This is a genomic window from Klebsiella sp. 18074 (assembly GCF_902705905.1).
In the GTDB taxonomy this organism is placed as follows: Bacteria; Pseudomonadota; Gammaproteobacteria; order Enterobacterales; family Enterobacteriaceae; genus Klebsiella; species Klebsiella terrigena.
In genome coordinates, this window is record NZ_CACSIS010000030.1 from 44472 (window position 1) to 62709 (window position 18238).

Annotated in this window: 16 protein-coding genes; 12 read left to right on the forward strand and 4 right to left on the reverse strand. The window is 58.9% G+C overall.

Annotation, left to right across the window (positions count from 1 at the left end; all coding sequences use genetic code 11):
• Window positions 1-48 precede the first annotated feature (48 nt).
• A complete protein-coding gene (locus tag GVK32_RS23510; protein ID WP_159872744.1) occupies window positions 49-1410 on the reverse strand; it encodes a PLP-dependent aminotransferase family protein in 1362 nt (453 codons plus the stop codon).
• Window positions 1411-1579: 169 nt separating this feature from the next.
• Between GVK32_RS23510 and GVK32_RS23515 the strand changes: the two genes are divergently transcribed.
• The 12 genes from GVK32_RS23515 to leuA all read left to right on the forward strand — a co-directional run bounded on the left by GVK32_RS23515 (window position 1580) and on the right by leuA (window position 15122).
• Window positions 1580-2011: a carboxymuconolactone decarboxylase family protein gene (locus tag GVK32_RS23515; protein WP_159872746.1), complete on the forward strand. Its 432-nt coding sequence runs from the start codon at window positions 1580-1582 to the stop codon at window positions 2009-2011.
• A gap of 184 nt (window positions 2012-2195) precedes the next feature.
• The gene (gene nrdH, locus GVK32_RS23520) at window positions 2196-2438 is read left to right on the forward strand and encodes a glutaredoxin-like protein NrdH (protein WP_159872748.1); all 243 of its coding nucleotides are present in this window, start codon (window positions 2196-2198) and stop codon (window positions 2436-2438) included.
• A complete protein-coding gene (gene nrdI, locus GVK32_RS23525) occupies window positions 2435-2845 on the forward strand; it encodes a class Ib ribonucleoside-diphosphate reductase assembly flavoprotein NrdI (protein WP_123708535.1) in 411 nt (136 codons plus the stop codon). The genes nrdH and nrdI overlap by 4 nt, the downstream gene beginning before the upstream one ends.
• On the forward strand, window positions 2818-4962 hold the full coding sequence (gene nrdE, locus GVK32_RS23530) for a class 1b ribonucleoside-diphosphate reductase subunit alpha (protein WP_159872750.1): 2145 nt from the start codon (window positions 2818-2820) through the stop codon (window positions 4960-4962). The genes nrdI and nrdE overlap by 28 nt, the downstream gene beginning before the upstream one ends.
• Before the next feature lie 10 nt (window positions 4963-4972).
• The gene (gene nrdF, locus GVK32_RS23535) at window positions 4973-5935 is read left to right on the forward strand and encodes a class 1b ribonucleoside-diphosphate reductase subunit beta (RefSeq protein ID WP_159872752.1); all 963 of its coding nucleotides are present in this window, start codon (window positions 4973-4975) and stop codon (window positions 5933-5935) included.
• A 355-nt stretch (window positions 5936-6290) separates the two neighbouring features.
• Window positions 6291-7493: a glycine betaine/L-proline ABC transporter ATP-binding protein ProV gene (gene proV, locus GVK32_RS23540; RefSeq protein ID WP_159872754.1), complete on the forward strand. Its 1203-nt coding sequence runs from the start codon at window positions 6291-6293 to the stop codon at window positions 7491-7493.
• Window positions 7486-8550: a glycine betaine/L-proline ABC transporter permease ProW gene (proW, locus tag GVK32_RS23545; RefSeq protein WP_159872756.1), complete on the forward strand. Its 1065-nt coding sequence runs from the start codon at window positions 7486-7488 to the stop codon at window positions 8548-8550. Before proV ends, proW begins: the two co-directional genes overlap by 8 nt.
• A 71-nt stretch (window positions 8551-8621) precedes the next feature.
• Complete coding sequence (proX, locus tag GVK32_RS23550) at window positions 8622-9617, forward strand: glycine betaine/L-proline ABC transporter substrate-binding protein ProX (protein WP_159872758.1); 996 nt, start codon at window positions 8622-8624, stop codon at window positions 9615-9617.
• A 294-nt stretch (window positions 9618-9911) separates the two neighbouring features.
• Complete coding sequence (gene mprA / locus GVK32_RS23555) at window positions 9912-10442, forward strand: transcriptional repressor MprA (protein ID WP_041146855.1); 531 nt, start codon at window positions 9912-9914, stop codon at window positions 10440-10442.
• Between the two features lie 129 nt (window positions 10443-10571).
• Window positions 10572-11744 carry a multidrug efflux MFS transporter periplasmic adaptor subunit EmrA gene (emrA, locus tag GVK32_RS23560; protein WP_123708541.1) on the forward strand — a complete coding sequence of 391 codons (1173 nt, stop codon included), beginning with the start codon at window positions 10572-10574 and terminating at the stop codon, window positions 11742-11744.
• A 15-nt stretch (window positions 11745-11759) separates the two neighbouring features.
• Window positions 11760-13298: a multidrug efflux MFS transporter permease subunit EmrB gene (gene emrB, locus GVK32_RS23565; protein WP_045857721.1), complete on the forward strand. Its 1539-nt coding sequence runs from the start codon at window positions 11760-11762 to the stop codon at window positions 13296-13298.
• 147 nt (window positions 13299-13445) lie between these two features.
• Complete coding sequence (gene leuA, locus GVK32_RS23570; protein ID WP_159872760.1) at window positions 13446-15122, forward strand: 2-isopropylmalate synthase; 1677 nt, start codon at window positions 13446-13448, stop codon at window positions 15120-15122.
• Here leuA and GVK32_RS23575 read toward each other — a convergent pair.
• The 3 genes from GVK32_RS23575 to gshA all read right to left on the reverse strand — a co-directional run bounded on the left by GVK32_RS23575 (window position 15104) and on the right by gshA (window position 18155).
• Window positions 15104-15868, reverse strand: a complete 765-nt coding sequence (locus GVK32_RS23575; RefSeq protein ID WP_159872762.1) for a helix-turn-helix transcriptional regulator — start codon at window positions 15866-15868, stop codon at window positions 15104-15106. The two genes, leuA and GVK32_RS23575, sit on opposite strands and share 19 nt — an antisense overlap.
• A gap of 51 nt (window positions 15869-15919) precedes the next feature.
• A complete protein-coding gene (luxS, locus tag GVK32_RS23580) occupies window positions 15920-16435 on the reverse strand; it encodes an S-ribosylhomocysteine lyase (RefSeq protein WP_071844968.1) in 516 nt (171 codons plus the stop codon).
• A gap of 163 nt (window positions 16436-16598) precedes the next feature.
• Entirely contained in the window at window positions 16599-18155 is a 1557-nt protein-coding gene (gene gshA, locus GVK32_RS23585; protein ID WP_076946063.1) for a glutamate--cysteine ligase, read from the reverse strand.
• Window positions 18156-18238: the final 83 nt, after the last annotated feature.

Consider the following 18238-nt stretch of genomic DNA (forward strand, 5'->3'; position numbering starts at 1 on the left):
TAACAAATACGCGTCAACCCCTGTATGCCGTCGGTATGCAGGGGTTTTTTATTTCTCACCGCCGCGTACGGCCTGCCTCAGCTGGCGCACGAGGTCAGCGGCCATCTCCGGGGAGGTCAGATTAGTAAAGCTCACCAGCAGCCCTCCCTCACCGCGGCTCTGCATCCGCCAGTCGCTCAGCGCCTGAACGTCCAGCCCGGCCTCCCTTGCCCGCCGCGCCAGCAGGCGGTCGTCGTCGCGCGTCGCAATCACCAGCTGAATGCCGCCCAGCTGCGGAACCACCGCAAAGCCGGCGGTCGCCAGCGCCGACTCCAGCCACTGACGGCGTTGGGCGTAGCTGGCGCGCATTTTTTTCAGATGGCGCCAGAAATGACCTTCCTGAATAAAATCGGCCAGCGTCTGCTGCCACAGCGTCGGAACGCTACAGCTCATCAGCTCCGCCTGGCGACGAAATGCGTCAACCTGCGGCGGCGGGACCACCAGCCACGCGGCGCGCAGCGCGGGAAAGAGTGATTTGCTGAACGTTCCGCAGTAGATCACGCGCTGCGGGGCATCCAGGCTTTTCAGCGGCGGCAGCGGCTTGCCCCGATAGCGAAACTCGCTATCGTAATCATCTTCGATAATCCAGCCGTCGTTTTGCGCCGCCCAGGCCAGCAGCTGCCTGCGCCTCTCAAGCGAGAGCGCAACGCCGGTCGGGCTTTGGTGAGCGGGCGTCAGCAGCGCGAAGTGCGCCTTTGGAAAGCAGCGCAGCGCGTGCGCCACATCCATTCCTTCCTCATCGACCGGGACCGGATTAATGACCACACCTTGCCCCGTGACCACCGGACGGATAAGCGGAAAGCCGGGGTCTTCCATCCACATTGCCTGCCCGGGCCGTGCCAGGGTGCGCAGGATCAGCGTCATCGATGCAGCATAGCTGCCGGTCACCAGCACCTGCTCCGGCTGGCACTCAATGCTGCGCGAGAGGCGGAGATAATCGACAATCGCCCGGCGAAGGATCGGTTCACCGCAGGGCTCTCCCGGCGCCAGATCGAAACGAGTTTGCGTGCGCAGGCGGCGGCCCATCACCCGTGCCCACAGGCCGCGCGGGAAAAGATCCAGCGCCGGCAGGCCCATTTTAAACGGCAGGGGCGCGGCCGGCTCGCTACCGGCCGCCAGACGCGTCGGCACCGCCTGCTGCGGGCTGAGGCGTTCGCTGACGAAGGTTCCCGCCTGGCCGCACCGCTCAAGCCATCCCTGAGCCACCAGCTCACCCCAGGCGTTCTCCACCGTCGCCCGCGATACCCCGAGCTCCTGAGCGTAGACCCGGCTGGCGGGCAGGCGACTGCCCGGCGGCAGCTCGCCACGCTCAATGGCAGATTTCAGCTGCCGGGCGATACGCTGATAGTGTGGCGCTTTTTTAGCTTCCATTATGGTCTGCTTTTTTCATTAAAATATGGCTATCTTTTGCAGTCCATTATAGTGCTATTTTGACTGCCGTCTTAGAGACTATCTCACCCGACGTCACCGTTGACGTCCGCCTGGGCCCGCCGCGGGGCCCCGTGCAGCCTAAGGGATAGCTCGTCATGTGGAGAGAAAAATGAACACACTGCGTCAGCCCTATAACGAACTGAGTCCGGAAGTCTATAACGCGCTGGTACAGGCGAAAGTTGCGCTGGAAAAAAGCGAGCTCGACGGCACGCTGCTGGAGCTGGTTTACCTGCGCGTTTCGCAGATTAACGGCTGCGCCTTCTGCCTCGAGATGCACAGTAAAGCGCTGAGAAAATTCGGCGTCGCCCAGGGCCGCCTCGACGCGCTGGCCGGCTGGCGGGTAAGCGCCCACTTTGATGCCGCAGAGCGCGCGGCGCTGGCGTGGGCGGAGTCGGTAACCTACATCGCCAGCAGCCATGCTGAGGATGACGTTTATCTGCCGCTACTGGATCATTTTAGCCCGCGTCAGATAAGCGATTTAACCTTCGCCATCAGCCTGATGAACGCCTTTAACCGTCTTGCCGTCAGCATGCGCCTGTAGTTTTACGCCCGCCCTCCCCTGCCCTCGCAGGATCGCTCCGCGGGGGTCGCCCTTATTTAAAAACGCTATATATTGCGTGGTTGAACTTTTTTACAACTACATCTAGTATTTCCTGAACAGTTAACCGATACCAACCGCTGCGCTTTTTGGCGCCGTTCTGTTATCTTAAATGGAAATACGAATCATGCGCATTACTATTTACACTAAAAATGACTGCGTTCAGTGCCATGCGACCAAGCGCGCCATGGAGAGCCGCGGGTTTACCTTCGAGATGGTCAACATCGAGCACCATCCCGATGCCGCAGAGATGCTGCGCGAGCAGGGATTTCGCCAGCTGCCGGTGGTGATTGCCGGTGAGACCCGCTGGTCCGGCTTCCGTCCGGATATGATTAATCGCCTGCGTCCCGTCGCGGCGGCCAGCGCATGAGCCTCATCGTCTACTTCTCCAGCAGCTCCGAAAATACGCATCGGTTCGTCCAGCGTCTGGGGCTGCCCGCAGTGCGCATTCCGCTTAATGAGCGGGAGCGTATCCAGGTAGACGAACCCTATATTCTCATCGTTCCCAGCTACGGCGGCGGCGGTACCGCAGGCGCCGTGCCGCGCCAGGCGATCCGCTTTTTAAACGATCCCCACAATCGTCAGTTAATTCGTGGCGTCATCGCCGCAGGCAACCGCAACTTCGGTGACGCCTACGGCCGGGCCGGCGACGTTGTCGCGCAGAAATGCAGCGTGCCGTACCTCTATCGCTTTGAGCTGATGGGTACCCCACAAGATGTCGCTAACGTACGCAAAGGAGTAAGCGAATTTTGGCAACAACAACCGCAGAACGTCTGACCATAGAGGCGCCGGATTTCCACGCCCTCAACGCCATGCTGAATCTGTACGACAGCAGCGGGCGGATCCCGTTTGAAAAGGACCGCCAGGCGGTGGACGCCTTTATGGCGACCCACGTCGAAGCCAACACCGTCGCCTTCGCCACGCAGAGCGACAGGCTGGCGTGGCTGGTGGCCGAAGGCTATTACGACGCCAGCGTGCTGGAGAGCTACGACCGCAGCTTTGTGCTGGCGCTCTTTGCTCACGTCCAGCGCCTTAATTTTCGCTTCCAGACCTTTCTCGGTGCCTGGAAGTTCTACACCAGCTATGCGCTGAAAACCTTCGACGGCAAACGCTACCTTGAGCACTTCGCCGATCGTACCTGCATGGTGGCCCTAAGCCTGGCGCAGGGTGATGAAACCCTGGCCCGTCAGCTGGCCGATGAGATCTTGAGCGGTCGCTTCCAGCCGGCAACCCCCACCTTCCTTAACGCCGGCAAGCAGCAGCGCGGGGAGCTGGTTTCCTGCTTCCTGCTGCGTATTGAAGACAACATGGAGTCGATTGGCCGGGCGGTAAACTCGGCGCTGCAGCTTTCCAAACGCGGCGGCGGCGTGGCCTTCCTGCTGTCGAACCTTCGCGAGGCCGGCGCGCCGATTAAGCGCATCGAGAACCAGTCCTCGGGGGTGATCCCGGTGATGAAAATGCTGGAAGATGCCTTCTCCTACGCCAACCAGCTCGGCGCGCGTCAGGGCGCCGGGGCGGTCTATCTGCACGCGCATCATCCGGATATCCTGCGCTTCCTCGATACCAAGCGCGAAAACGCCGATGAGAAAATCCGCATCAAAACCCTGTCGCTCGGCGTTGTTATCCCGGACGTCACCTTCCAGCTGGCGAAAGACGACGCGCAGATGGCGCTGTTCTCGCCCTACGACGTCGAGCGGCTGTACGGTAAAGCGTTTGGCGATATCGCCGTCAGCGAGATGTACCCGCAGCTGGTCGCCGACGAGCGGGTCAGTAAGCGCTGGATCCGCGCCCGCGATCTGTTCCAGCGGCTGGCGGAGATTCAGTTTGAATCCGGCTATCCGTACATCATGTTTGAGGACACCGTCAACCGCGCCAACCCGATTGCCGGGCGGGTGAACATGAGCAACCTGTGCTCGGAAATTTTGCAGGTCAACATCCCCTCAACCTTTGACGAAAACCTCGATTACGCCAGCGTCGGCCAGGATATCTCCTGCAATCTCGGCTCGTTAAATATCGCCCATACCATGGACTCGCCCGACTTTGCGCGCACGGTTGAAGTCGCCATTCGCGGCCTGACGGCGGTGTCCGATATGAGCGACATTCGCTCGGTGCCTTCGGTGGCGGCGGGTAACGCGGCCTCCCACGCCATCGGTCTGGGGCAGATGAACCTGCACGGCTATCTGGCACGGGAAGGCATCGCCTACGGCAGCCCGGAGGGGCTGGACTTCACCAACCTCTATTTTTACACCGTGACCTGGCATGCGCTGCACACCTCGATGCTGATGGCGCGCGAGCGCGGCCAGCGTTTCGCCGGTTTCGACCGCTCGCGCTACGCCAGCGGCGAGTATTTCCAGCAGTATCTGCAGGGCGACTGGCAGCCGAAAACGGCGAAGGTCCGCGAGCTGTTCGCCCGCGCCGGCATCGCCCTGCCCGACCGCCAAATGTGGCAGCAGCTGCGCGAAGACGTGATGCGTTACGGGATCTATAACCGCAATCTGCAGGCGGTGCCACCCACCGGCTCGATCTCCTATATCAACCACGCGACCTCGAGCATCCATCCGATCGTCTCGAAGATAGAGATCCGCAAAGAGGGCAAGACCGGGCGGGTTTACTATCCGGCCCCGTTTATGACCAACGACAACCTGGCCCTGTACCAGGACGCGTATGAGATTGGCCCGCAAAAAATTATCGACACCTACGCCGAGGCCACGCGACATGTCGATCAGGGGCTCTCTTTAACGCTCTTTTTCCCCGATACCGCCACCACCCGCGATATCAACCGGGCGCAAATTTACGCGTGGAAAAAAGGCATTAAGACGCTCTACTACATCCGCCTGCGCCAGCTGGCGCTGGAAGGTACCGAAATTGAGGGCTGCGTGTCCTGCGCGCTGTAAGGAGAACCCGATGACCCATCTATCGCGCATTAGCGCCATTAACTGGAATAAGATTCAGGACGACAAGGACCTGGAGGTGTGGAACCGCCTGACCAGCAACTTCTGGCTGCCGGAGAAGGTGCCGCTGTCCAACGATATCCCCGCGTGGCAGGCCCTCAGCCCGATGGAGCAGCAGCTGACCATCCGCGTTTTCACCGGCCTGACGCTGCTCGATACCATTCAGAATACCGCCGGCGCGCCGGCGCTGATGAACGACGCCCTCACCCCGCATGAGGAGGCGGTGATGTCGAATATCAGCTTTATGGAGGCGGTGCACGCCCGCTCCTACAGTTCGATTTTCTCCACCCTGTGCCAGACCAGGGACGTCGACGCCGCCTACGCCTGGAGTGAAGAAAACGCCCCGCTTCAGCGCAAGGCCGAGCTGATGCTGGAGTATTACCGGGCAGACGAGCCGCTGAAGAAGAAAATCGCCAGCGTCTTCCTCGAATCCTTCCTCTTCTATTCCGGATTCTGGCTGCCGATGTACTTCTCCAGCCGCGGCAAGCTGACCAACACCGCCGACCTGATTCGCCTGATCATCCGCGACGAGGCGGTGCACGGCTATTACATCGGCTACAAATATCAAAAGGGGCTGGAAAAAGTCAGCGCCGAAAAGCGGGAGGAGCTGAAGAATTTCGCCCTCGACCTGCTGATGGATCTCTACGATAACGAGCTGGCCTATACCCAGCAGCTATACGCAGACAGCGGCTGGGCTGAGGAGGTCACGACCTTCCTGTGCTACAACGCCAACAAGGCGCTGATGAACCTGGGCTATGAGGCGCTGTTCCCGGCGGAAATGGCCGCGGTCAATCCGGCGATCCTCGCCGCGCTCTCGCCAAACGCCGATGAAAACCACGACTTTTTCTCCGGCTCAGGATCGTCCTACGTGATGGGTAAAACGGAAGAAACCGCCGACGCCGATTGGGACTTTTAACCTTACTTTCACCAGGAATATATTCACTCGATTCCTGGTGATCTATTTCACATTATTTCTATTCATCACACCATTATCTGTTCTGCTATTCTCGCGAAATCCTCCTGTCATATTCAGCCTAAACCCCGCAGTTTTGCCAATAATTACCCGGTGAATATTAAAAATATTACCGGTGCGTAATCAACGCTCAGCCCTTATAGCACGGGGAGTGCGCCGGCATTGACCCGCACCATATCGATCACCCGCGGACATTGAGGGTTGTCACAGAATCTGAGTATGTTAGGGTGTAAAAAGGTAATTATCTCCACCAGGTACTATATCGACATAATACAAATAACAGGAAACTCTCTATTGCATGGCAATTAAATTAGAAATTAAGAATCTCTATAAGATATTTGGCGAGCATCCGCAGCGAGCGTTCAAATATATTGAAAAAGGATTTACTAAAGAACAACTGCTGGAAAAAACGGGGCTTTCACTTGGCGTCAAAGATGCCAGTCTGACCATTGAAGAAGGCGAGATATTCGTCATCATGGGGCTTTCCGGATCGGGAAAATCCACCATGGTTCGCCTTCTCAATCGCCTGATTGAACCCACCCGCGGACAGGTGCTGATTGACGGCGTGGATATCGCCAAAATCTCAGAATCCGAGCTGCGCGAGGTGCGCAGAAAAAAGATCGCAATGGTTTTTCAATCATTTGCGCTCATGCCGCACATGACCGTGCTGGACAACGCCGCCTTCGGCATGGAGCTGGCGGGCACCTCAGCCCAGGAGCGGCAGGAGAAAGCGCTGGAAGCGCTGCGCCAGGTTGGTCTGGAAAACTATGCTCACGCTTATCCGGATGAACTCTCCGGCGGGATGCGTCAACGCGTCGGGCTCGCCCGCGCGCTGGCGATTAACCCCGATATCCTGTTAATGGATGAAGCCTTCTCGGCCCTCGATCCCTTAATTCGTACCGAAATGCAGGATGAGCTGACCAAATTACAGGCCAAACACCAGCGCACCGTGGTCTTTATTTCCCACGATCTTGATGAAGCGATGCGCATCGGCGACCGGATTGCCATCATGCAAAATGGCGAGGTTATTCAGGTCGGGACTCCCGATGAAATCCTCAATAATCCGGCCAATGATTATGTGAAAACCTTCTTCCGCGGCGTCGATATTAGCCAGGTATTCAGCGCCAAAGATATTGCCCGCCGCAGCCCGGTTGGCTTAATTCGTAAAACGCAGGGCTTTGGCCCTCGTTCGGCGCTGAAATTACTCCAGGATGAAGACCGCGAATATGGTTATGTGATTGAGCGCGGTAATAAGTTTGTCGGCATTGTCTCCATTGATTCGCTGAAATCCGCGCTGAGCGAAGGTCAGGGAATCGACGCGGCGTTACTCGACTCCCCGCTGGCGGTGGATGCGCAAACGTCGCTTAGCGACCTGCTCTCCCACGTAGGCCAGGCACCATGCGCGGTGCCGGTTGTGGATGAAGGGCAACAGTATATCGGCATCATTTCTAAACGAATGCTGCTGCAGGCTTTAGATCGCGAGGGGGCAAACAATGGCTGATCAATCTAACCCGTGGGATACCGCACCGGCGGCGGATAGCGCCGCGCAATCTGCCGACGCCTGGGGCACACCTGCCGCCGCACCGACCGATGGCGGCGGTGCCGACTGGCTGACCAGCGCCCCGGCGCCGGCGCCGGAACATTTCAACATCATGGACCCGTTCCATAAAACGCTGATCCCGCTGGACAGCTGGGTGACGCACGGTATCGACTGGATAGTGATGCACTTCCGCCCGCTGTTCCAGGGGATCCGCGTGCCGGTTGACTACATACTCAGCGCCTTCCAGCAGTTGCTGTTAGGGATGCCCGCGCCGGTGGCGATTGTGATATTCGCCCTGATCGCCTGGCAGATCTCCAGCGTCGGCATGGGCGTCGCTACGCTGATCTCGCTGGTGGCCATCGGCGCTATCGGCGCCTGGTCGCAGGCGATGGTCACCCTGGCGCTGGTGCTGACCGCCCTGCTGTTCTGTATGCTGATCGGCCTGCCGCTGGGGATCTGGCTGGCGCGCAGCCCGCGCGCGGCCAAAATTATTCGCCCGCTGCTCGATGCCATGCAGACCACGCCGGCGTTCGTCTACCTGGTGCCCATCGTGATGCTGTTCGGGATCGGTAACGTTCCAGGCGTGGTGGTGACCATTATCTTTGCCCTGCCGCCCATCGTGCGTCTGACCATTCTGGGGATTAACCAGGTGCCGGCCGATCTGATTGAAGCCTCGCGCTCCTTCGGCGCCAGCCCGCGCCAGCTGCTGTTTAAAGTTCAGCTGCCGCTGGCGATGCCGACCATTATGGCCGGGGTCAACCAGACGCTGATGCTGGCGCTGTCGATGGTGGTTATCGCCTCGATGATCGCCGTCGGCGGCCTCGGCCAGATGGTACTGCGCGGGATCGGCCGCCTTGATATGGGCCTGGCATGCGTGGGTGGCGTCGGGATTGTTATCCTCGCCATCATTCTTGACCGCCTGACTCAGGCCGTTGGGCGCGATTCGCGCAGCCGCGGCAGCCGCCGCTGGTACACCACCGGCCCGCTGGGGCTAATCACCCGTCCCTTCAGTAAATAATCATCTCATTGCCCGGCGGCATTGCGCCTGCCGGGCCAGCAGTCATCCTTTCTTATTTATGAGGAACAACGATGCGACATACAGCGATTCTTGCCACAGCGTTCACCGCTCTCATTTCTACCGGCGCCGTTGCCGCCGATCTGCCGGGTAAAGGCATCACCGTCAAACCGATTCAGAGCACCATCACCGAAGAGACCTTCCAGACCCTGCTGGTCAGCCGCGCGCTGGAGAAGCTGGGCTACACCGTCGATAAGCCGAGTGAAGTTGACTACAACGTCGGCTACACCTCGCTCGCCTCCGGCGACGTCACCTTTACCGCCGTTAACTGGCAGCCGCTGCATGACGACATGTACGCCGCGGCAGGTGGTGACAAGAGCTTCTACCGCGAAGGCGTTTTTGTGAACGGCGCAGCGCAGGGCTATCTGATTGATAAGAAAACCGCCGAGCAGTATCACATTAAATCCATCGATCAGCTGAAAGACCCGAAAATCGCCAAACTGTTTGATACCAACGGCGATGGTAAGGCCGATCTCACCGGCTGTACGCCGGGCTGGGGCTGTGAAGCGGTGATTAACCATCAGATTGATGCCTATGGCCTGAGCAAAACCGTGGTGCACAATCAGGGTAACTATGCCGCGATGATGGCCGATACCATTGCCCGCTATAAAGAAGGCAAGCCGGTGATTTATTACACCTGGACGCCGTACTGGGTCAGCGACGTGCTGAAGCCGGGTAAAGATGTGGTCTGGCTGCAGGTACCGTTCTCCTCCCTGCCTGGCGTGCAGAAGAACATCGATACCAAACTGGCTAACGGCGCCAACTACGGCTTCCCGGTGAGCACCATGCACATTGTGGCTAACAAAGCCTGGGCCGAGAAAAATCCGGCGGCGGCGAAGCTGTTCAGCATCATGAAGCTGCCGATTGCCGACATTAACGCCGAGAATGCGATGATGCACGAAGGTCACGCTTCAGAAGCGGATATCCAGGGCCACGTTGACGGCTGGATCAAAGCCCACCAGCAGCAGTTTGACGGCTGGCTGAAAGAGGCGCTGGCGGCGCAGAAATAACCTGCCCTCGTCAGATTGCCATGCAGCTCCGGTGCGCATCACGCCGCCGGAGGTTCCCGGGTTGTGCCTTCTACGCCCTGCCCGGGTACCGCCTCCTTTGTTGTTGTTCCAGCAAACCCCCTTCGCTCCTGCCGCCCCCCTATCTCCCGTCACGCATGTGCGCTAACCTACGAACCGGCAAAGAGATTTCTCTTCTGGCTAGAGGTTTAACGTATCAATTTTAGTCAATAATTCATTTGATTTATTTGTCACAATAGTTATTATATCGGCTGTAATTAATGAGGTCATACCCAAATGGATAGTTCGTTTACTCCCATTGAGCAAATGCTCAAATTCCGCGCCAGCCGTCACGAAGATTTCCCTTTCCAGGAGATTCTGTTAACTCGCCTCTGCATGCACATGCAAGGTAAGCTACTGGAAAATCGCAATAAAATGCTGAAAGCGCAGGGAATTAACGAGACATTATTTATGGCGCTGATAACCCTGGAATCTCAGGAAAACCACAGCATTCAGCCCTCCGAGCTGAGCTGCGCCCTGGGTTCATCACGTACCAACGCCACGCGCATTGCCGACGAGCTGGAAAAACGCGGCTGGATTGAACGCCGTGAAAGCGATAACGATCGCCGCTGTCTGCATCTGCAGCTTACCGACAAAGGTCATCAGTTTTTGCGCGAGGTTCTGCCTCCGCAGCACAACTGCCTGCATCAGCTCTGGTCTTCTTTAAGCACCAGCGAAAAAGATCAGCTCGAGCACATCACCCGTAAACTGCTTGGTCGTCTTGACCAGATGGAAGAAGACGGTGTGCTTGCGGAGTCACTGCGCTAGGCGCGGAACCGCTCGAAATCTTTCTGAATTGACAAGGAAAAACAGACCAGGCCAGCAGATCTTCTGCTGGCCTTTCTGATAAACAGGTCGGCCCAGCCGATGTAAAATAATAAGATCGTGGAGAATAACATGAGCGCAAATGCGGAGAGCCAAATCCCGCAGCAACCGGGCAGCAAGAAAGGGAAGCGCAAGGGCGCCCTTCTGCTGCTGACATTGCTCTTTATTATTGTTGCCGTGGCATATGGGATTTATTGGTTTTTGGTACTGCGTCATTACGAAGAGACCGATGACGCCTATGTGGCAGGGAATCAGGTGCAGATTATGGCCCAGGTGTCCGGCAGCGTGACGAAAGTCTGGGCCGACAACACCGATTTTGTGCAGAAAGGCGATCCTTTGGTCACCCTCGACCGGACCGATGCCCAGCAGGCGTTTGAGAAAGCGCAAACCCAGCTGGCCGCCAGCGTGCGTCAAACCCGTCAGTCGATGATCAACAGCAAGCAGCTGCAGGCCAATATCGACGTCAAAAAAACCGCGCTCTCGCAGGCGCAAACCGACCTCAACCGCCGTATCCCTCTGGGCGCAGCTAACCTGATCGGCCGCGAGGAGCTCCAGCACGCTCGCGATACCGTCGCCAGCGCCCAGGCCGAGCTCGATGTGGCGGTGCAGCAGTTTAACGCCAACCAGGCCATCGTTCTGGGGACCCGCCTCGAACAGCAGCCTGCCGTTCTGCAGGCTGCCACCGACGTCCGTAACGCCTGGCTGGCCCTGCAGCGTACGCAGATCGTCAGCCCGATTAGCGGCTACGTTTCCCGTCGTGCGGTGCAGCCCGGCGCGCAGATAAGCCAGACCACCCCGCTGATGGCGGTCGTGCCGGCAACCAATCTGTGGGTCGACGCCAACTTTAAAGAGACCCAGCTGGCGCATATGCGCATCGGCCAGCCGGCTACCGTCGTCAGCGATATCTACGGCGACGATGTGAAATACACCGGTAAGGTCGTAGGGCTGGATATGGGGACCGGCAGCGCCTTCTCCCTGCTGCCGGCGCAGAACGCCACCGGGAACTGGATTAAAGTCGTCCAGCGTCTGCCGGTGCGTATCGAGCTCGATGAGAAGCAGCTGGCGGCGCACCCGCTGCGTATTGGCCTCTCTACGCTGGTTGAGGTGGATACCACCAACCGCGACGGCGAGGTACTGGCTAACCAGACGCGTAAAGACCCGGCTTATGAAAGCAATGCCCGCGAAATCGCCCTTGAGCCGGTGAATAAACTGATCGACGGCATCATCCAGGCTAACGCCGGATAATTCAGGGTGAGCGTAATGCAACAGCAAAAACCGCTGGAGGGCGCGCAGCTGGTCATTATGACCATCGCGCTGTCGCTTGCGACCTTCATGCAGGTGCTGGACTCCACTATCGCCAACGTGGCTATCCCAACCATCGCCGGTAACCTTGGCTCATCCCTGAGCCAGGGCACCTGGGTGATTACCTCGTTTGGGGTGGCAAACGCCATCTCCATTCCGATAACCGGCTGGCTGGCAAAACGCGTGGGGGAAGTGAAGCTGTTCCTGTGGTCGACGGTGGCGTTTGCCATCGCCTCCTGGGCCTGCGGCATGTCCAACAGCCTGACGATGCTGATTTTCTTCCGCGTGATTCAGGGGATCGTCGCCGGTCCGCTGATCCCGCTATCGCAGAGCCTGCTGCTCAACAACTACCCGCCGGCAAAACGCTCCATCGCCCTGGCGCTGTGGTCGATGACGGTTATCGTGGCGCCAATCTGCGGGCCGATCCTCGGCGGCTATATCAGCGACAACTACCACTGGGGCTGGATATTCTTTATCAACGTCCCGATCGGCGTTGCCGTGGTGATCATGACGCTGCAAACCCTGCGCAGTCGGGAAACCCGCACCGAGCAGCGGCGCATCGACGGCGTCGGGCTGGCACTGCTGGTGATTGGTATCGGCAGCCTGCAGGTGATGCTCGATCGCGGCAAGGAGCTGGACTGGTTCGCCTCGACGGAGATTGTCGTCCTGACGGTGGTGGCGGTGGTGGCCATCAGCTTCCTTATCGTCTGGGAGCTTACCGACGACAACCCGATAGTCGACCTTTCGCTATTTAAGTCGCGAAACTTCACCATCGGCTGTCTGTGCATCAGCCTCGCCTATATGCTCTACTTCGGCGCTATCGTTCTGCTGCCGCAGCTGCTGCAGGAGGTCTACGGCTACACCGCGACCTGGGCGGGCCTGGCGTCGGCGCCGGTGGGGGTGATCCCGGTTATCCTCTCGCCGATTATCGGCCGCTTTGCCCATAAGCTCGATATGCGTCGGCTGGTGACCTTCAGCTTTATTATGTATGCGGTGTGCTTCTACTGGCGCGCATGGACCTTCGAACCGGGGATGGACTTTGGGGCCTCGGCCTGGCCGCAGTTTATCCAGGGCTTCGCGGTGGCCTGCTTCTTTATGCCGCTGACCACCATCACCCTGTCCGGCCTGCCGGCAGAGCGGCTGGCGGCGGCCTCGAGCCTGTCGAACTTTACCCGTACGCTGGCGGGCTCTATCGGGACCTCGATAACCACCACCATGTGGACCAACCGCGAGGCGCTGCACCATGCACAGCTCACCGAGTCGGTCACGCCCTACAACCCTAATGCTCAGCAGATGTACGACCAGCTGCAGGGCCTGGGGATGACCCAGCAGCAGGCGTCCGGCTGGATAGCCCAGCAGATAACCAACCAGGGGCTGATTATTTCCGCCAACGAAATATTCTGGGTCTCGGCGGGGATCTTTATCCTGCTATTAGGGCTGGTGTGGTTTGCCCGACCGCCGTTCAGCGCGGGCGGCGGCGGAGGCGGTGCGCACTAGCGTTAATACTAAGGGATCTGCGGATCCCTTTTTTATTGGCCGATAAAAACGCCCGCCTGTCCACTTTGCGCTAGTTTCTGTCCACTGCGCTAAAGCGCCCCGCTCTCCTTGTCGTGCAGGATAAAGATCCAACCCAAGGAGCTCATCATGCTGAAAAATCCTCACCAAAAGTATCGCCCCTCGCCGGTCATATCCCTGCCCGACCGCCGCTGGCCGGATCGGCGGATCGCCCACGCGCCGCGCTGGCTCTCTACCGACCTGCGCGACGGCAACCAGGCGCTGGCGGAGCCGATGGACGGCGTGCGCAAGCTGCAGTTCTGGAACCTGCTGCTGGAGTGTGGATTCAAAGAGATTGAAGTCGCCTTCCCGTCCGCATCGCAGACCGATTTCAACTTCGTTCGCCAGCTGATTGAGGAGCAGCGTATCCCCCAGGACGTCACCATCCAGGTCCTGACCCAGGCGCGGGAGGATTTAATCCTGCGCACCTTCGAATCGCTGCGCGACGCCCACAGCGCCACCGTGCACCTGTATAACGCCACCGCGCCGCTTTTCCGCCGGCTGGTCTTCGGCATGGAAAAAGCGCAGGTGGTCGAGTTGGCGACCCGCGCAACCCGGCTGATCCGCCAGCAGTGCGAACGGCAGCCGCAAACGCGCTGGCAGTATGAGTACTCGCCGGAAACCTTCTGCTTTACCGAACCGGAGTTTGCGCTGGAGATCTGCGAAGCGGTGGCGGAAATCTGGCAGCCCTGCGCCGAACGCCCAATGATCATCAATCTGCCCGCCACCGTGGAGGTCAATACCCCCAACGTCTATGCCGATCAAATTGAGTATTTTTGCCGTCACTTCTCGCGACGCGCCGACGTCTGCATCAGCGTCCACCCGCATAATGACCGCGGAACCGGCGTTGCCAGCGCCGAGCTGGCGGTGATGGCCGGCGCCGATCGCGTTGAAGGCTGCCTGTTTGGTAACGGCGAACGCACCGGCAACGTCTGTCTGGTCACCCTCTCCATGAATCTCTACAGCCAGGGCGTCGACCCTCAACTCACCTTCCCGGAGATGAAGCGGGTCGTTGAGATCGTCGAGAGCTGCAACCAACTGCCGGTTCACCCGCGTCATCCGTGGGCGGGCAGCCTCGCCTACACCGCTTTTTCCGGCTCGCATCAGGATGCGATTAAGAAAGGCTTCGACGCCCACCGGCCCGGCGAAGTTTGGCAGATGCCCTACCTGCCCGTCGACCCGCAGGATATCGGCTGCAGCTATGAGGCGGTTATCCGCGTCAACAGCCAGTCGGGTAAGAGCGGCAGCGCGTGGTTGATTGAGCAGAATCACGGCTTAAAGCTGCCGCGCATGCTGCAGCAGGATTTCAGCCTGCACGTGCAGCGCGAAACCGATAGCCACGGCAAGGAGATGACGCAAAACGCCCTGTGGCAGCTGTTCCGCGAGCGCTACGGCCTGGTGGCGGTACCGCCGCTGACGCTGCTGGATTATAAAAGCGACAGCCAGCAGGACGGCCAGCTCTCGCTGCAGGCGACGCTCAGGGCCTACGGTGAGACCCGCAGGCTGCAGGGGCACGGCAACGGGCTGCTCTCTGCCGCGGCAAGCGGGCTGAGCGCGCTGCTTAAGCAACAGTTTGTGATTAAGGATTATCACGAGCATACCCTCGGCGAGCGCAGCGACAGCCGTTCGGTGGCCTATATCCGCTGCGTCTTCCCGAATGGCGACAGCCGCTGGGGGGTCGGGATCGATAACGATGTCGCCCGCGCCTCGCTGCAGGCACTGTGCAATGCGCTCAGCGGCGGCGATCGCTACGGCGAGCGGAAGTAATCGCTGGGGGCCATCCCCATCACCCGGCGGAACATGGCGCTGAAGGCGCTGTGGCTGCCGTAGCCAAGGTCCAGCGCCACCCGCAGGACCGACTGTCCCTGCGCCAGGCGCACCAGCGCTTCCATCAGCTTCGCCCGGCGCACCCATTCGCTCCAGGTCAGCGTTGTCTGCTGCTGGAAGTGGCGGCTGAGCGTCCGCTCGCTCATATTGCTCTCTTTTGCCGCCTGGAGGCTGCTCCAGGCGTCGCCCGGCGTTTCGCGAACCTTTTGGCACAGCCGGCGTAGCGCCTCGCTTTGCGGTTCGATCAGGCCAAACGGCAGCACGGTCATGCCGCGGATCTCATCAAGAATTAACTCATAGACGCGCTCGTCGCGGCTGCCGGGATCGTAGCGTTCCGCCAGCGTCAGCGAGGTGACTATCAGCTCGCGCAGCAGCGGGGAGATCTGCACGATCTGGCACGATGACGGCAGATCGGCGCGGGCAAGAGGATCGATAAACAGCGTGCGCGCCGCGACTTTGCCGGTGATTCGCAGTGCGTGGGGCGTACCCGCCGGCAGCCAGACCCCGCGCCCCGGCGGCACCACCCAGTAGCCCACCGGCGTCTCTACCCGCACCACGCCGCTCAGGATATGCAGCAGCTGGACGCAGTCGTGCTGATGCCACGGCTCGCTATCGCCATGGGCGTAATCATGGGCAAAGGGCACCAGGGAACGATGCTGAAAGGAGAAGCGGGTGGTCGTCGTCATCGCGGCACGAGGATATCGGCCCGACGCAAGCGCCGGGCCGTGGCAGAAGCACTAGATGTGCAGTTCTTGCAGCGTTTCTTTCGGCAGCGCCAGCTCGTCATTGCTGTTGATGCGCACGTCGCGCTCAAGGATATGACGCGCGATGTCCTGAGCTTCTTCCAGCGAGTGCATGGTGTAGGTGCCGCACTGGTAAACGTTGAGCTCGGGGATCTGGTTCTGCTCTTTGACCTTCAGCACGTCGGCCATTGCCGCTTTCCAGGCATCCGCTACGCGCTGCTCGTCCGGCGTACCAATCAGGCTCATATAGAAGCCCGTGCGGCAGCCCATCGGAGAGATGTCGATAATTTCCACACCCTTACCGTTGAGATGGTCGCGCATAAAGCCTGCGAACAGGTGCTCAAGCGTGTGAATGCCTCTTTCCGGCATCACTTCCTGGTTCGGTATGCAAAAGCGCAGATCGAAAACGGTAATTTCGTCGCCGTGCGGCGTGTTCATTTTCTTCGCGACGCGCACCGCAGGGGCTTCCATTCGGGTATGGTCGACTGTGAAACTATCTAACAACGGCATTCTTCACCTCCGATAGTGATTTTTTTTAAAATAAAATGAACTCTTTTTACACCCGCTAGTCTGAGTATGTGAAAGACGCGCATTTATTATCATCATCATCCCTGAATCAGAGATGAAAGTTTGGCCACATTGATGTGGCCTTTTTCTTTTGTACCGCTTTTTGCTACGCGTGTCTCGCTAACAGAGCGGCAAACGGTTCGCTATCTTCCGCTTCTATCTTCTGCTGACGCACGGCTGACGCTTCACGCTCGGTAATGAAATCCTCTTCGCGTAAAATCTCCAGCGGCTCTTCGCGCAGCATCGTACGATACCGATCGGCCAGCTCCCTACCGGTGCCGCCAATCCCTTCTTCAAGCATAGAACGCAGAATGCGCGCTGAGAAAGTTAATTCCGGATTGTCGAAGCTGGCAACCAGCTCGTCGCACACCTGCTGATAGGCGTCGCCGCCGTGAATGCCGTCCAGAATCTGCGCAACGCGGCGCAAATCGCGGAACAGGTCTTTCCCCACCTTAGCCAGCGGGAACTGCGCGCTTTCGCAGCCAATTCCCAGCGTCAGGCCCGGCTTACGCCCTTCAAGAATCACCCTGTTCCAGTTAGTGCGCGTACACAGCAGCTCGTCGCTGCTCATTTCCGGCGCATCGGCCAGCACGCACCAGACCATAAACAGATCGAGGAAACGCACCTGCTGCTCGTCAACGCCAATCGGCGAGAACGGGTTGATATCCAGTGAACGCACTTCGATATATTCGATACCGCCGCGCAGCAGCGCGTCAGACGGCGTCTCGCCGCTGCGGGTCACGCGTTTCGGGCGAATGGGCGCATAGAGTTCGTTTTCAATCTGCAGAATGTTGCTGTTAATTTGCAGGTGCTTACCGTCTTTCTCGAGGCCAATTTCCGCATACTCTTGCGACGGCGTTTTAATCGCCCGCTTCAATCCTGCCACATACTCCTGCAGATCGTTAAACGTAATTCCGAGATTGCTTTGCGACTTATTGGTATAGCCGAGGTCGCTCAGACGCAGGGAGGTCGCGTACGGCAGGTAGTACATGCCGTTTTCCGCTTCCTCAAACGGCAGCGTGGTCGGTTTCCCCTGCAGGAAAGAGGAGCAGATTGCCGGAGACGCGCCGAACAGATACGGGATCACCCAGCCAAAGCGGTAATAGTTGCGGATCGAGCGGAAATAGCCCGCCGAAATCGCCTCTTTCCCGCTCTCTTCATCCTCAACGCCGCACTTCGCCTGCCAGAACGCCATTGGCAGAGAGAAGTTATAGTGCACGCCGGAGATGGTTTGCATCAGGGCGCCGTAGCGGTTTTTCAGCCCTTCGCGATACAGCGTTTTCAGACGGCCAATATTCGAGGTGCCGTACTGCGCCAGCTCGATATCCTGGCCCGGGGCAATATAGCAGGGCATGCTCAGCGGCCACATCCGCTCATCGCCGAGATGGCGGGCGGTATAGCGATGAACATCGCGCATAAAAGTGAGCATGTGCTGAATATCGCCATCAACCGGCGTAATAAACTCCAGCAAAGCTTCTGCAAAATCGGTGGTAATCCATTTGTGGGTCAGCGCCGAACCCAATGCCTGAGGATGGCCGGTAGTGGCCAGCGAGCCGTCTGCGTTAACGCGCAGCGTTTCGCGCTCAAGGCCGCGATGAATGCCCTTTAGCGCCTGCGGATTTTTTTCCAGCCAGGCCAGCGCCTGTGATACGTCCGGGATCAATTTGACCTCCCGCCTGTCGAAATCATTTGAATAAGCATAATTGTAATGGTGACCATCCAGGTTATTCCAGCAAACGTTATTGT